This window comes from Lentilactobacillus sunkii DSM 19904, assembly GCF_001435575.1.
Lineage (GTDB): Bacteria > Bacillota > Bacilli > Lactobacillales > Lactobacillaceae > Lentilactobacillus > Lentilactobacillus sunkii.
Genome location: NZ_AZEA01000002.1, coordinates 82,469 through 98,200 on the forward strand (window position 1 = coordinate 82,469; position 15,732 = coordinate 98,200).

The 15,732-nt window shown below is 44.0% G+C and carries 13 protein-coding genes; 7 read left to right on the forward strand and 6 right to left on the reverse strand.

The genetic code is table 11. From position 1 onward, the window contains the following. Positions 1-6 precede the first annotated feature (6 nt). Both FD17_RS02450 and FD17_RS02455 read right to left on the reverse strand, forming a co-directional pair. The gene (locus tag FD17_RS02450) at positions 7-1,170 is read right to left on the reverse strand and encodes a hypothetical protein (RefSeq protein ID WP_057823301.1); all 1,164 of its coding nucleotides are present in this window, start codon (positions 1,168-1,170) and stop codon (positions 7-9) included. Between the two features lie 28 nt (positions 1,171-1,198). Beyond that, a complete protein-coding gene (locus tag FD17_RS02455) occupies positions 1,199-2,377 on the reverse strand; it encodes a hypothetical protein (RefSeq protein WP_057823302.1) in 1,179 nt (392 codons plus the stop codon). A 405-nt stretch (positions 2,378-2,782) separates the two neighbouring features. Here FD17_RS02455 and trpX point away from each other — a divergent pair, with 405 nt between their 5' ends. The 5 genes from trpX to FD17_RS02480 all read left to right on the forward strand — a co-directional run bounded on the left by trpX (position 2,783) and on the right by FD17_RS02480 (position 8,789). Continuing rightward, the gene (trpX, locus tag FD17_RS02460; protein ID WP_057823304.1) at positions 2,783-3,784 is read left to right on the forward strand and encodes a tryptophan ABC transporter substrate-binding protein; all 1,002 of its coding nucleotides are present in this window, start codon (positions 2,783-2,785) and stop codon (positions 3,782-3,784) included. Then, positions 3,781-4,680 (forward strand): ABC transporter permease, encoded by a 900-nt coding sequence (locus FD17_RS02465; RefSeq protein ID WP_057823306.1) that lies wholly within the window; start codon positions 3,781-3,783, stop codon positions 4,678-4,680. The genes trpX and FD17_RS02465 overlap by 4 nt, the downstream gene beginning before the upstream one ends. Next, positions 4,673-5,446 (forward strand): ABC transporter ATP-binding protein, encoded by a 774-nt coding sequence (locus tag FD17_RS02470; protein ID WP_057823308.1) that lies wholly within the window; start codon positions 4,673-4,675, stop codon positions 5,444-5,446. Before FD17_RS02465 ends, FD17_RS02470 begins: the two co-directional genes overlap by 8 nt. Before the next feature lie 297 nt (positions 5,447-5,743). Beyond that, a complete protein-coding gene (locus tag FD17_RS02475; RefSeq protein ID WP_057823310.1) occupies positions 5,744-7,264 on the forward strand; it encodes a YfcC family protein in 1,521 nt (506 codons plus the stop codon). 178 nt (positions 7,265-7,442) lie between these two features. After that, positions 7,443-8,789: a M20 family metallopeptidase gene (locus tag FD17_RS02480; protein ID WP_057823313.1), complete on the forward strand. Its 1,347-nt coding sequence runs from the start codon at positions 7,443-7,445 to the stop codon at positions 8,787-8,789. Between the two features lie 64 nt (positions 8,790-8,853). Here the strand turns inward: FD17_RS02480 and FD17_RS02485 are convergent, their stop codons facing one another. From FD17_RS02485 to FD17_RS02495, 3 genes are all read right to left on the reverse strand, one after another. After that, entirely contained in the window at positions 8,854-9,084 is a 231-nt protein-coding gene (locus tag FD17_RS02485) for a helix-turn-helix domain-containing protein (RefSeq protein ID WP_057823319.1), read from the reverse strand. Positions 9,085-9,095: 11 nt separating this feature from the next. After that, the gene (locus FD17_RS02490; protein ID WP_057823321.1) at positions 9,096-9,569 is read right to left on the reverse strand and encodes a DUF2975 domain-containing protein; all 474 of its coding nucleotides are present in this window, start codon (positions 9,567-9,569) and stop codon (positions 9,096-9,098) included. Between the two features lie 203 nt (positions 9,570-9,772). Continuing rightward, positions 9,773-11,170: a sugar porter family MFS transporter gene (locus tag FD17_RS02495; protein WP_057823323.1), complete on the reverse strand. Its 1,398-nt coding sequence runs from the start codon at positions 11,168-11,170 to the stop codon at positions 9,773-9,775. 321 nt (positions 11,171-11,491) lie between these two features. Between FD17_RS02495 and FD17_RS02500 the strand changes: the two genes are divergently transcribed. Next, complete coding sequence (locus tag FD17_RS02500; RefSeq protein WP_057823326.1) at positions 11,492-12,070, forward strand: MarR family winged helix-turn-helix transcriptional regulator; 579 nt, start codon at positions 11,492-11,494, stop codon at positions 12,068-12,070. A 56-nt stretch (positions 12,071-12,126) separates the two neighbouring features. Here the strand turns inward: FD17_RS02500 and ppdK are convergent, their stop codons facing one another. Then, positions 12,127-14,781 (reverse strand): pyruvate, phosphate dikinase, encoded by a 2,655-nt coding sequence (gene ppdK, locus FD17_RS02505; protein ID WP_057823327.1) that lies wholly within the window; start codon positions 14,779-14,781, stop codon positions 12,127-12,129. A 271-nt stretch (positions 14,782-15,052) separates the two neighbouring features. Between ppdK and FD17_RS02510 the strand changes: the two genes are divergently transcribed. Beyond that, positions 15,053-15,670: a helix-turn-helix transcriptional regulator gene (locus FD17_RS02510; RefSeq protein ID WP_156653601.1), complete on the forward strand. Its 618-nt coding sequence runs from the start codon at positions 15,053-15,055 to the stop codon at positions 15,668-15,670. Positions 15,671-15,732: the final 62 nt, after the last annotated feature.

A 15,732-nucleotide genomic window follows, 5' to 3' on the forward strand; every position in this document is an offset into this window, starting at 1 on the left:
AACGATTTAGTTATTATCTGGACGGCCAAGGACCAATACATAGCCGTTCCAGTGGTTGGCATCATCACTTTCGCCATCGTATCCTTTAATGTTATTCACAATCTGAATACCAAGCTTATAACCGGACAACGAAGCCCGCTTACTTGCGGTGTAGCCTTCTTTATCGAGCAACTGCTTGATTTCAGTTAACTTAGTGGCATTAGATGCAGTCTCATGGGCATACAGCCATTTTTGAATTGATGAGAATACTTTGATATCCGTGTAACCCGTTTTACTGATTGGATTCGGATCGCCATCTGACGTATTGTTAAAAGAATCATAATCATATGCGGCGATTCGTGATAAACCTAAATCAACGGGGCTGTTCGGAAATAGCTTAACAATCTCTCGTGCAAGTTTCTGCTTCTTACCATTTTGAATGTAGTTGCTGTAGTCTGCACTATCAGTAAACTGATCAATACTGGTGTATTCAATCTGCGAATAATTCATATTGTGTCCAGCTTCAACTTGAGAGGCAGCAACATAGCCGGATACGCTCTTACGAATTGGCGTGTTGCCATCCGGAAACATTGTGACAAAGTAATAGGTACTTTGCTTCTTGTTATGACGAAGAGTAACAGTTGCTTTTCGACGCATATTGGAAGCTGGATAGTTCTTCAAATTAGCCCGTTTCTTGGTGTGACGCCAATTCCAAATATACACATTTTGCTTGGAATTCTTGGCGTGGAATGTCGCCATCTGGTTCCCCCACTTCTCTTTGATGATTTGGTAACCGTATGGGCTGACTCCCTTGATCAATGCGCTGGGACGAACCCATCCCTGGTGGCCGGCGGCTCGATCAGCAACATAGTAATAAATGGCTTTGGTGTTCTTATGAGTAACCCGAGCTTTCTTTTGAACGAACAGCGTGACCCCTTTTAACTTCGAAACTTTATAAAGTCGTTTTTGAAAGTCTCTTTGAGTATCGCTTGGATATCGTTTGCCCGACCAAATAGCGGCCTTTGATTTCAAATTAGCATGGTACGTATTTTCTGATGAATCTTTATAATAATTTTTCAAAACCTTAACCCGATAGCCGTTATGGGCAGCTTGGGCGGGTTGTGGATTGGCAATCATATCCAATCCGACAAACGCCAGCATCACGCCAATCAGTTTAATCTTTTTTTTCATCAAATACCCCCTGTTTCAATCTCACTATCTAACTGTTATCAACTTTTCCCAAAATAAACGTGTAGCTAACTTTCCGCCCAAACATATCATGTTCTGGATAGTTGAAGGAAATATTATTGACGATTTGAATACCAAGCTTGTATCCGGATAGGGCGTCACGCTTGCTGGCAGTATATCCTTCCTTATTCAACAACTTCTTAATTCCGGCGATCTTGGTTGCGTTGGAAGCATTTCGGTTGGCATATAACCACTTTTGAATGGTTGGAAATGTTTTGATGTCAGAATATCCTTTTGTGCTGATTGGATCCCATTCTGCGTCAAAGCTCTCGTCAAAATGATCGTAATTATATACGGCAATTTTCGATAGTCCCAAATCCGGTTGAGAATTCGGGAATAGTTTAACAATCTCTCTAGCCAACTTTTGGTTTTTACCAGTTTGAATGTACTTGTTAAAGTCAGTGTTATTCACAAAATCCTTTATGGAAACAAAATTCATACCGGTATGATCGGGATTCAGCCCTGTGGCAATTGCCACTGCGGGAACATATCCGTGAATACTTTTATCCGTCCCATGCGGAGAACCATCCAGATAAACGTATTTGGTATTCTTGCCATTGTGGCGCATCACAATATCGGCAGTCTTAACATAATTTGCTCCAGGATAATGCTTTAGATTGGCCACTTTCTTAGTATGGGTGTAATTCCACATGTACACATTTTTGTTCTTATATGCATCCTTAACATGAAAGGACGTAAATTTCCCATACCATTTAATACTGGTAATCTGGTAACCATAAGGACTGAATCCGCGCTTTAACGCGTTGGTGCGGACATACCCTGAAAAGCTACCATAACGGTTGGCCACATAATAGTAAGTGGCACTCTTCGATTGATGATAAATTCGTACTCTTTTTTGAACAAACCAGGTTGTCGTCTTATACTTGGAAAGTTTAATTCCGTTCTTACGAAACTCAGATGATTTAATTGTTGTTGCGTTTTCGTTTTGTTTGCTGATCCACAAAGTTGCCTTGGACTTGGGATTTGCGTGAAAAGCAACGTCTGAACCCGAATTGCTTTTTTGAATGTAGGTTTTTAGTGTTTTGACGCGGTAGTTTCCACTGGCAGCTTGTGCCGGTTGCGGATTGGCAATAACGGCCAATCCGACAAGCGCCACCATCACGCCAATCAGTTTAAAAAGTTTTTTCATCAAATGCCCCCTCTTTCAATATCAGATTACCATATTAAGGTTACGCCCGTGTTAAATAACGCATTCATTTTCGTCATATTAATTAACCTCACATGTTGACGAAAGATAAGTAATCATTTAAAATTATAGTATTCTATCACGAAAGGAAAGATTGCTATGAGTTCACTTGTTAATCGCAGTTGGCAAAGCCGGTAACAAGTCACATCGATGCAGATGCGACTTGATCTTAAGCATGCGATCATGAACGCATCTGTACCGGCAATCTTTCGGAAAACGAACGGTCTGTACAGATGATTCCGGCAGGCCGACTAATCACGAGTATTTCGGTCTGACCGGAATACTCGTTTTTTGTTCGTGTTAATGATGGGTATTTTTAAATTATTTATATTGAGGGAGACAGCTATTATGAAGAAAAAATATTTGATTTCAGGCGTTATCGTCATTCTTGTGGCAGTTTTGGGCTTTGCATTTTTCCAAAGCAGCCAGAAACAAAAGCCACAGGCCAAGCCAACCGTGGGAATTCTCCAATTGATGTCACATCCAGCTTTGGATGCCATCCATAAGGGAATCATCCACGGTCTTGAAGAAGAGGGCTACAAACCGGGCAAGAATATCAAGATTGATTTCCAAAATGCCCAAAATGATCAGAGTAATTTGAAGACCATGAGCACTAAGTTTGCAAATGAAGATGCCGACCTTTCAATCGGAATTGCCACCCCATCTGCTCAGGCGTTGGCCAACACGATTACTAAAAAACCAGTGATTCTGGGTGCCATTACTGATCCAAAAGGTGCCGGATTAGTTAAGAACAATAATAAGCCCGGCGGCAACATCACTGGTGTTTCCGATCAAGCGCCGCTTAAGGAACAGCTTAATTTAATTAAACAGTTCATGCCTAAAATGAAGACTTTAGGAATTATCTACACTTCCAGCGATGATTCTGCGGTTGCCCAATACAAGATGTTCGTTAAATTGTGCAAACAGGAAAACGTTCGTTTGAAGGCCTACTCCATTGCCAACACCAATGATTTGACCCAAGTTGCCGAACAAGCTGTTCGTTCAGTTGATGCTATCTATGTACCAACCGATAACACCATCGCCGGTGCCATGCAGACACTGGTTGGAGCAGCCAACAACGCCAAAGTTCCAGTCTTCCCTGCCGTTGATACCATGGTTAAGCAGGGCGGCGTTGCCACTTACGGCATCGACCAATATCAACTGGGTGTTGCAACCGGTAAGATGAGTGCCCAGATCTTGAAGGGTAAGAAGAAGCCATCATCAACGCCAATCAAGTTCTTCCGTCATGGAAAGTTAATCATCAACGAAAAGCAAGCTGACAAGTTGGGCATCAAAGTCCCTACTAACCTATTGAAAGAAGCTCGTCAAAAAGGAGAATTGATCAAATGAGCATTATCGTATCAGCCATCGGCCAAGGATTAACCTGGGGAATCGTCGGTATCGGCCTGTTTCTCACCTTTAGAATCCTTGATTTCCCCGATATGACCGTTGAAGGAACCTTTCCAATGGGCGCAGCAGCCTGTGTCGCCGCTATTTATTCAGGTGCATCCCCACTGGTTGCAACCCTGATCGCGTTTGTGGCCGGCATGTTGGCTGGCCTGGTCACTGGACTTCTGTACACCAAGGGAAGGATTCCGGTCCTGCTGGCTGGAATCCTGGTCATGACCGCTGCTTACTCAGTCAACTTAAGAATCATGGGACGGGCCAACCTTTCATTATTTGATAAACCGACAATGTTGAAAACCCACTTTCTGGAATCACTGCCGCCCTACTTTGACAGCGTCGTTCTGGGAATCATCGTGGTCGCCATCGTGACTGCGTTAATCATCTACTTCCTACAGACCAACCTTGGGCAAGCCTTTATCGCCACTGGTGATAATCCCAACATGGCCCGTTCATTGGGGATTAGTACCGATGCCATGCAAATCATGGGCCTTGGAGTTTCCAATGGCCTGATCGGTTTGGGTGGGGCATTGGTTGCCCAAAATAACGGCTTTGCCGACGTCAACATGGGAATTGGGGTCATCGTTGTTGCCTTAGCCTCCATCATCATTGGTGAAGTGGTCTTTGGCGACTTAACCATGAATCAACGGCTGATCGCTGTTACGATTGGTAGTATCCTCTATCGATTCGTGATCTTGTTAGTGCTCAAGTTAGGCTTCAATGCCAACGATTTGAACCTGATCTCAGCCATTGTCCTGGCACTGTTCATGATGTTCCCGGTGTTGGAGAAACGCTTCCGAATCCGCCACACTTTAGTAAAGGGGATGAGCAAGCATGACTGAGCCAATCTTTGAATTAAAAGACATTGTTGTCACAGTTAACCAAGGAACGCCTGAGCAGATTAACATTATGGATCACGTTAATTTATCAGTCTTTCCCGGTGATTTCATCACAATTCTTGGGTCAAACGGCGCTGGTAAATCAACTTTGTTCAACGTCATTGGCGGCAACATCCCCGTTACTGAAGGTCAAATCCTCTTAAACGGCCGCGATATTACCAACATGTCGGTTGAACGCCGAACCCGCTTCCTCAGCCGAGTCTTCCAAGATCCCAAGATGGGCACAGCACCTCGAATGACGGTGGCTGAAAACCTGCTGCTTTCCGAAAAACGGGGCCAGCACCGTGGCTTTGGTCCACGTCACCTAAAGACACATATGGATAAATTCCACGAGATCACTTCAACCATGAACAACGGTTTGGAGCATCGGTTGAATACCGCGACTGGTAAGCTTTCCGGTGGCCAGCGTCAGGCATTGAGTTTCTTAATGGCGACCATCAAGCGGCCGGATATTCTCCTGTTGGATGAACATACTGCCGCTCTTGATCCACAGACGTCCCAAGAACTGATGACTGCCACCAACAATCAAATTACCCGTAATCACCTGACCTGCTTGATGATCACCCACCATTTGGATGACGCATTAAAGTATGGAAATCGGTTAGTCGTCTTAGATAACGGAAAGATTAGTTACGATATTTCTGGCGATGAAAAAGATAATCTCACCAAAGAAGAATTATTGAGTTTCTTCAATGATATTGAAGAATAGTACACAATTAACTTCATTTATAACTATGCAAGGGTGCGTCCAATGCTTAACGCTTTGGGTTCACTCTTTTTTATTCGACTTTTCGGTTATACCTGAATTATGAGAAAATTAAAAGCGCTTTCTTTTCAAATTCTATAGCTTCTTATTTATAATAAAGACGTGCGGGATGTCTATTTTGATTCCTATTGTGATTATTTTATATATTTTCAACTTATGTAAATAATTCGATTTTTCTTCACAGAATCTTTATAGGTATTTTGTAAAATCTAATCAGTAAAAGAAAAGGAAGTGAGCATTATGCAAAATCAACAATCAACTCCAAAGAAACGTAGATTTAAGATGCCTTCGGCGTACACGATCTTATTTCTGATTATTATATTTGTAGCAATTTTAACTTGGATCATCCCCGCTGGTCAGTACAGCACTGATAAGGCCGGCAATATCATCGCGCATACTTATAAGGCGGTTGCTTCTAATCCACAAGGAATCTGGGACGTCTTCTCTGCCCCAATTTACGGAATGGTTGGAAACGACACGACTGAAGGTGCCATCTCCGTTTCTCTATTCATCTTAGTTATTGGTGGATTCTTGGGAGTCGTCAACCAAACGAAGGCTCTTGATGATGGAATTGCCACTGTTGTCTCAAAATACAAAGGCAAGGAAAAAGTTTTGATTCCCCTGCTGATGATTTTGTTTGCACTTGGTGGGTCTACTTATGGGATGGCCGAAGAAACCATTGCCTTTTACCCACTGTTAATTCCAGTGATGATCGGGGTCGGCTTCGATTCGCTTGTGGCCGTCGCAATCGTGCTGGTTGGTTCTCAGGTTGGATGTTTAGCATCAACGGTTAACCCGTTTGCGACCGGTGTTGCTTCACAAACACTCCACATTTCACCTGGTGACGGAATTATTTCCCGTGCCGTGTTATTTGTGATCGTGGTTGCCATCAGTATTCTGTTCGTTTACCGTTACGCAGCCAAGATTGAGAAGGATCCTTCGAAATCTTATGTATTTGAACAACGTGAGGAAGACCTCAAGCGGTTTGCCTTGAATCATGAAGACCAACCCGGCACTAAGATGACCGGCCGTCAAAAAGCCGTTCTCTACATGTTCGGGTTGACCTTCGTCATCATGATCATGGGATTAATTCCTTGGGATCAAATCAACAAGAACTGGACCTTCTTTACCAGCTTCACTAAATCAGTTCAAAATGTCCCATTCCTGGGCAGTTTGATTGGTTCAAACCTGGTGCCGTTTGGTTCATGGTACTTCACCGAAATTACCACCCTCTTCTTCTTAATGGCAATCATTGTCATGTTTGTCTTCCATATGAAGGAGTCGACATTTATTGAATCATTCTTAGCCGGAATGAGCGACTTCATGGGCGTTGCCATCGTTGTTGCCGTTGCTCGTGGGATTCAAGTTGTCATGAACGACGGGAACATTACCGCAACTGTTCTGCACTGGGGCGAAATGGGCTTGTCCAACCTCGGTTCAGTTGTCTTCATTATTTTGGCCTATGTCTTCTATATCCCAATGTCCTTCCTGATTCCATCAACTTCCGGCCTTGCTGCCGCAACAATGGGAATCATCGGACCAATGGGTAAATTTGCCGGCGTTGACCCAAGCCTGGTTGTAACTGCATATCAAAGCGCATCCGGATGGGTTAACTTAATCACACCAACTTCAGGTGTTGTCATGGGAGCCTTAACAATTGCCCACGTTAACATCACCACTTGGTGGAAATTCATGTTCAAACTGATGGTTTACCTGTTCCTGGCTACCGCTATATTCTTAGGGGTAGTGGCGGTGATCTAGAGTGTAACGAGCAACGGGTGAGGCGGTTTCTAAGGGTACTTTGATTGAAGCTCCTGGGTTTGGAGGTTTAATTAAAGTGCACTTAGAAGTTAGCCTCAGTTGTGTCGGCACACGTTTCCGCAAGGTAAAATAAAACCTAAAAACCACAAATTCCACAACTTAGGAGGCACCAACACACATGTCAAAAAAATTAGTCACTGAAAAAGAACAAAGCCAAGCCGTTGAAGGCTTAAAACGCTTAGTCAGCAAGCCTTCCGCTTATGATCAAGCAACGGTTTCCAAAACCACCCCATTTGGTCAAGGAATCGATGATGCTTTGACAGAAGTTTTGAAGATCGCTGAAGAAAATGGCTTCAAGACCTTTAAAGATCCTGAAGGTCACTATGGTTACGCTGAAATCGGCTCTGGCGATAAAAACTTTGGTGTCATCGGTCACATGGACGTTGTGCCAGCCGGTGATCCAAACGATTGGGATTCCGATCCGTTTACCGCAACCATCAAGGACGGTTACATCTACGGCCGGGGCACTCAAGATGATAAGGGACCATCAATGGCAGCGATGTTTGCCGTTAAAGCCCTCGTTGACCGTGGATATAAATTCAATTGCCGCATTCGATTCATCTTCGGAACCGATGAAGAAACCCTTTGGCGTGGGATTGCCGTATATAATCAAAAGGAATCACCGATTGACTTCGGGATTGCTCCTGATGCGGAATTCCCATTGATTTATGCTGAAAAAGGCTTGGAACAATCCTATCTCGTCGGACCAGGAATGGATCACCTCTCAATTGATTTGAAGAATGCCTTTAACGCCGTTCCTGCCAAGGCCCCTTACAATGGGCCAAAGTTGGATGAGGTGAAAGCCGCTCTTGATAAGCATGGTTTCAAATATGACGATCATGGCAGTGACGGTATCACCGTTGTCGGCAAGGCTGTCCATGCCATGAACGCCCCTCAGGGAACCAACGCTGTTTTGCGATTGGCAATTGCCTTGGATGACGTTTTCCCTAACAAGGTACTCGACTTCTTCGGTAAGAAATTCAAGGAAGATGCCACGGCTACCAATTTGTTGGGTGATGTCGAAGACGAAGCATCCGGTCACTTGACCATGAACATTTCCAGTCTCAAGATTGATAAAAAAGAGACCAGAATGCAGGTCGATATGCGGATTCCAGTTACCGTCGATCACGATGAATTGATTGAAAAGCTTAAGAAAGCTGCTGAACCATATGGACTACACTACGAGGCATTTGACTACGTTGCCCCACTGTATGTCCCAACCGACAGCGATCTCGTTAAGACTTTAATGTCAACGTATAAGGACTTAACCGGTGATGATACTCAGCCGCAAATTTCCGGTGGTGCCACATTTGCTCGAACAATGCATAATTGTGTCGCTTATGGTGCCATGCTGCCGGGAACCCCTGATTTCATGCATCAAGTCAATGAAAATTGGGAACTTAAGAGTATGTACAAAGCAATGGATATTTACGCCGAAGCCATTAAGCGGCTTTGTGTCGATTAAAGTTAAAACCACAAAAAGTCCTGAGAAATCTTTTCTCGGGACTTTTTTTACATAAATGTTGTGATTACTGACGATTGTCTGGATTAGTAGTCGGTGGCGTATATTCAAGAATATCGCCGGGTTGGCACCCCAACACTTCACACAATTCTTCAAGTGTTGAGAAGCGAATTGCCTTGGCCTTGCCGGTCTTCAAGATTGATAAGTTGGCCATGGTGATCCCAACTGATTGAGACAGCTCGGTCAAGCTCATTTTACGGTCCAAGAGTAATCTGTCCAAATTAATTTTAATTGGCATGATTGCCCTCCTTAGACAGTTAAGTTGTTTTCAGTTTTGATATCGATAGCATTCTTTAAACACTCGGCGAGAATGGAGATCACAGCATAAATTCCGAATGGAATGACAACAAAGCAGCCGGTGATAACCAGGGCAAACCATTCCCATCCTTGGCCGCCCATGGCAAAGATCGTTGGTGCAATTCCCAAACTGATAACTGACATGATCAAAACCTGGTTTTTAATCCGCTCAACAACTGCCAGAGTAGCTGTCGAAAATGCCGTGTTTTGCCGGATTAAGTTGAGCAACCGATTCAGTAAAATAGCGACATAACAGCCAAATCCGATTTCAAGCCAGATGGTGACAAACATAATCCAAATCTGATAAGGAACGTCAGACACGTGCCCACCTTGGAATAGTTGAAAAATCATCACCACTCCAAGCGTGACAAAGACAATAACAGCCAACAGAATAATGGATTTTAAAAATAAAATTTTTCCTTTCATATTCAACGACCTCCTCAAATGTTGAACCAATAGTACCACTCGATTTATTGATAAACAATAAATTAATATTGATTATCAATATCTTTAACAATATTTAAGAACGCAAATTGTGGATGGCACGGATTTGTTTCAAGAAAAAAGACGCCACTCACTGCCAAATGCAGTTACGACGTCTTTGGAAATCTTGATAACGGTTGAATATTTTATTTTTGACCTTCTGCCTTCGCAGCAGCCTTCAAAGCAGCATTCTTCCGCATGTCCATTTCAATCTGTTCAAGCGTCTTGCCACGGGTTTCTGGAACCATGTAGATGACGAAGAAGATCGAAACGATGGCGAAGAATGTAAAGACGGCAAATGGTCCACCAACGTTGTTATTGAACACATGGAGTAATTCCAAGAAGAATTGTGAAACAATGAAGTTTCCAATCCAGTTGGCAGCTGATCCAATTGAAGTACCAACGCCACGGACGTTCAATGGGAAGATTTCACCGATCATCAACCAGCAAATTGGGCCCCATGAAACGGCGAATCCGAAGATATAAACACCAATCAGAATCATGGTTGGAACAGCGGCGTCTTGAACCTTTAAGGTGAAGTTCAAAACGGACAGAATTCCAATTGAAAGTGCCATGACGATTGAGCCGAAGAGTAAAATTGTCTTACGGTTGAATCGGTCCATGATATTGTATGCCAAGATCGTGCAAAGGAAGTTGACAATCCCAATCCCAACAGAAATCCAGATCGCGTTGCTTTCAGGGAATCCAAATCCTTTGATGAAGACTTGTGGAAGGAAGTAAATGACTGAGTTGATACCAACTAATTGCTGAAGCAGCATCAATAAAATGGCAACGATGACCGCCGGACGGGCAAAGGTAAACAGTTCCTTCAAACCGCCCTTTGGCTGATTGGCAACCATTTGAATATCAGCCAATTCTTTATCAGGATCCTCGTCAGTCTTGGCACGGAGTTCATGCAGAACATCCCGAGCCTCATCGATATTACCCTTTTCAACCAGGTAACGTGGTGATTCCGGTAAGATCATTGACCCAATGAACAGCATCAATGCTGGGATCAAAGCTGACCCAAGCATCCAACGCCAGTCACGTAAGCCTAAGAGGTTGTGGTGCAGGAATCCTAAGTTTGAAACATATGCCAACAGGATTCCCAACGTGATCATCAGCTGAAACATGGTTCCAAGTGAACCACGGTGAGGCGCATCAGCCAACTCTGCCAGATAGGCAGGTGTCAACGCTGACGCAGATCCAACAGCGAAGCCTAAGATAATTCGGGCGATAATCATTGAAAGAAAGCCTTGGGCAAACATTGACAATCCAGAACCAATTAAGAAAAGAATGGATGCCAAAACCAACAAACGCTTTCGGCCAAATTTATCAGACAACGAACCAATCGATAAGGCACCGACTGATGAACCAATCAAAACAGACGAAACAATAAAGCCGGTCTGCTCGGTTCCTAAATTAAAATTACTTTCAATCAATGGTGAGGCACCTGAAATAATACCAGTATCAAATCCAAATAAGAGGCCACCCAATGCACCAAAGAAGAAAATAAAGAACGTACTTAAATGTCGTGCTCTCAAGATATATCCCTCCCCAGGGAATAATTTATGGAACGGTTACTAATTGTAAGCCCTTTCATGTCAAATGCAAACAATTTTACTTGCCTTTTTTCACATTTACCTCCTTTAATTGACATTTTTCCATTAATTCAAGTGTAAAAATATCTCTCCTGAATATCAATCATTTACATTTTCAATCAATAATTCATGCCCACAAAGCAACTCGATGTATGATTAATTGAAGATAGTTAGGTACCAAAGCTTTTTACTTGTCTAATTAAAAATACCGTGTATACTTCATATTGTTAGGTACCTAATCAAAACAATCAGAGGAGAATTACTATGACAGACACAAATAAGAGAAAGGTGCTCGGCAAGTTCTTTGGCTTCCTCCATGGAACTCAACGATTTGCCCGCCACCAGGAACGTCCTTATCACCTTCGCGGCCAAAATCGGGTGCTCATCATCCTTTCAAAGGAAGGTACGCTGATTCAAAGTCAACTGGCTGAAATCATGGACATCCGTCCTTCATCAATGACTGAATTGCTGTCCAAGTTGGAGGAACGTGGATTGATCACCCGGACCCCCGATGAGAATGACAAGCGGGTCACGAATGTTTCGATTACCGATGAAGGTAAAAAGACAATTGCTGACGACGATTCAACCGACACGATGCTGGATGAAATCTTTGACGGGCTATCCGATGAAGAATTGACCCAACTTGATGGTCTTCTGGACAAGTTGAATGACGGCTTGAAAGCTAAGCTTCCAGATCGTGACGACGAGCCTGAATGGGGCCGATTCCATCACCATGGATTCGGTGGCCCTCATGGTCATCACGGCCACGGCAGGCCTCCATTCGGCGGACCTCACGGAGATCCTCGCGGGCATGGGCCAAACCAATTTTTCCCACACGACTAATTGAATAATCACGAAGAAGCTGGTCAAACATTAAGTTTGCGCCAGCTTCTTTTTGTCTATCGCGTCGTTACATGAACTAAAACATCTTTCTTCTTACTCATTTTGATTCTTGCCTGAGCGGCTGCTAATCTGGCCACCGGTACCCGGTATGGCGAGCAAGATACATATGAAACGTTGATTGATTCAAAGAATTCAATTGATTTTGGATCGCCACCAATTTCGCCACAAACACCGATCGGCAATCTTGGTTTAGTGAAGCGGCCTTTTTCCACCGCCATCCTCATTAACTCACCAACCCCATCAACGTCAACGGTCTGGAATGGATCCGCTTTTAGGAGACCTTTTTGAATATATTCCGGCATGAATGAACCAATATCATCTCTTGAAAATCCATAGGTCAACTGAGTGAGATCATTGGTGCCAAAGCTGAAGAAGTCTGATACTTCGGCTACTTTATCAGCGGTCAGACAAGCCCGCGGGATTTCCATCATGGTGCCAACCGTGTAGTCGAGCTTCGCACCCTTCTGATCAAACAAACGCTCCACTTGGTTGACAACGATATCTCGAACCCACTGCATCTCCGCTTTTGAACCGGTTAGTGGAATCATGATGTGGGGTTCAATTTCCAATCCTTGGTCATGAAGGGTTAAGGCTGCGCCGATAATGGCCCGAACCTGCATTTCGTAAATATCTGGGAATGTGACTGCCAATCGATCACCACGGTGGCCCAACATCGGGTTGATTTCTTTGAGGGAATCAACTCTTCGGGTCAAATAATCAGGATCAATCCCAAGTTGATCGGAAACTTTTGCAATTTCTTCACTGTCATGAGGTAAAAATTCGTGAAGTGGCGGATCGAGCAGTCGAATCGTCACTGAGCGTCCCTCTGAAAGCCGATATAATTCGTAAAAATCCCCCTGTTGCATTGTTTGAAGCTGTTCCAATGGTGCTTTTCGCTGTTCGACGTCTTCGGCGATGATTAAACGTCTCATTTCCAGCAGTCGTTCCGGCTTAAAGAACATGTGCTCTGTTCGGGTTAACCCGATTCCATCGGCGCCAAATTTCAACGCCTGGGTAAAATCGGCTGGTGTATCCGCGTTGGCATAGACACCAAGATCGCCTTCCTGCTTGGACCATTTTAAGATTGTCGATAAATCATCATTCACCTTGGAATCATTGGTCTGAATTTTTCCCAAATAAAGATTCCCATTGGTACCATCCACAAAAATCCAGTCGCCTTCTTGGAGCTGATTGCCTTTGATTGATGCAACGCCATTCTTGTAGTCCACCTGAAGGTCGTTAACCCCAACGGCTGCCGGTGTGCCCATCCCTCTGGCAACTACCGCAGCATGGGAAGTCATGCCGCCACGTGAAGTGACAATGGCTTCACTGATAACCATCCCTTCAATATCTTCTGGTGAGGTATCCTGACGGACCAGAATCACTTGCTCATGCTTGTCGTCATGGGCGGCTTTAGCGGATTCGGCAGTGAAATATATCTGTCCGGACGCAGCCCCTGGTGAAGCCGGTAGTCCACTTGCTGCGGGTTGGCTCTGTTTTAACTGGTCTTCGTCAAACTCGGGATAAAGAATTGCGCCAACTGAATCCGGATTAATGCGTAAAAGTGCTTCAGTTCTGGAAAGTAGTCCTTCTTCCACTAAATCCACGGCAATCTTTACAGCTGCAGTTGGCGTCCGTTTCCCATTTCGGGCCTGGAGCATGTACAAAGTGCCGTGTTCGATAGTAAATTCCAGATCCTGCATATCCCGGTAGTGGATCTCAAGTTTCTTAGCAGTTGCCACAAATTCGTTATATAGATCGGGCATGGTCTCAGCCAAGGTACTGATTGGCTGTGGCGTTCTGATTCCGGCCACCACATCTTCCCCCTGGGCATTCAGAAGGTACTCGCCGAAGAGTTTGTTCTCACCAGTGGCCGGATTACGGGTAAATGCAACGCCGGTGCCTGAATCTTCGCCGGCATTTCCAAAGACCATCATCTGCACATTAACGGCAGTCCCCAAATTACTGGCGATATGATTCTCACGGCGATACACCTGAGCGCGATGATTGTTCCAGGATTCAAACACTGCGTTGACTGCGGCAAGCAGCTGAACTTTGGGATCTTGTGGAAACTCTTTGCCGCTTTGAGCTATGTACAGCTCCTTGAACTTGCCAACAATTGTATGCAAATCTTTCACCGTTAAGTCGAGATCAGAGTCATAATGATTCATCGTTTTGATGTCTTCCAAGACTTGGTCGAAGGTTTCTTCCGGGATTTCATAGACGACGTTGCCAAACATCGCCAGCAATCGCCGGTAACTGTCATAGGCAAATCGTTCGTTGTCGGTCATCTTAGCCAACACCTGAACGGTCTGATCATTCAGGCCGATATTCAAAATGGTATCCATCATCCCGGGCATGGAAATTGCCGCTCCCGAACGAACCGATACCAATAATGGATTGTTCGAACTGCCAAAGGATTTACCGACTTTCGCACTCAGCTGTTCAAGTGCTTCATCAATTTGGGCCAAGGTTTCGTCGTTCAATTGATTCTGGTTGTCGTAGAATGCCTGACAAGCCTCAGTGCTAATCGTAAAGCCACTTGGTACCGGGAACCCAAGAGCGGTCATTTGGGCCAAATTAGCACCTTTGCCGCCTAACAAACGACGCATATCCTTGTTACCTTCTTCAAAACGATAAATATATTTCATATCATGACGTCCTTTCCAAGCTGGTTATCATTTTATTTGGTGGATTTATCATATATGATACGTTTTAATAATGCAAATAAAATTTAAAAGAACGTTTTATATAAAACGCCAAATAAATTGCGGTTCAAAGGATTGGAACCATTCAAAAGAAATTTTATATCTCGGATTTTTTGTGAAATAATACGTTTTTTTGGATACATATAGAATCCAATATGTTAAAATCAAATCAAGTGGTACGGACCAACTATTTAATATGTCTGGAGAGAAATTTTTGAAACTAACCAAACGTCAAAATCAAATCGTTGATATCGTGAAGAAAAACGCCCCAATTACCAGTACCCAGATTGCTGACAAGCTCGGTCTGAGCATGCCGACGATTCGAGCTGACCTTAGACTGCTGACCGCCTTTGGGACTCTCGAGGCAAAGCCAAAAGTGGGTTATGCCTACAATGATTCTCCTGAAGAGCGAATCAGCTACCAGGAGCTATATGCCGAGCCCATCGAGGGCATTTTGCAGAAGCCGACCGAAATTCGGGAAGACGCAACATTGACTGAAGCCGTCAACACATTGTTTATCGAAGATGTTGGTTCGCTTTATGTCATTGGCGATCACCATGAACTGGTCGGATTGATCTCCCGAAAAGACTTGCTGCGGGCCACTTTGAATAACACCAATGCATCGTTAACATTAGCAAGTACCGTCATGACTCGGATGCCCAATATTTTCACGGTCACTCCCGACATGTCGGTCCTTGAATCCGGTCAGCTTCTATTAGACCGAAAGGTGGATTCACTGCCGGTGGTTGATAAAAGTGATCCCACCAAAGTCGTTGGCAAAATTACTAAAAATCGGATTTTCCAACATTTCATCAACAGTGTTCAATCATAATTTCCCAACACTGAAGAGCTCAGGCAAATGCCTTTGCTCTTATTTATATTGATTGGAAATTT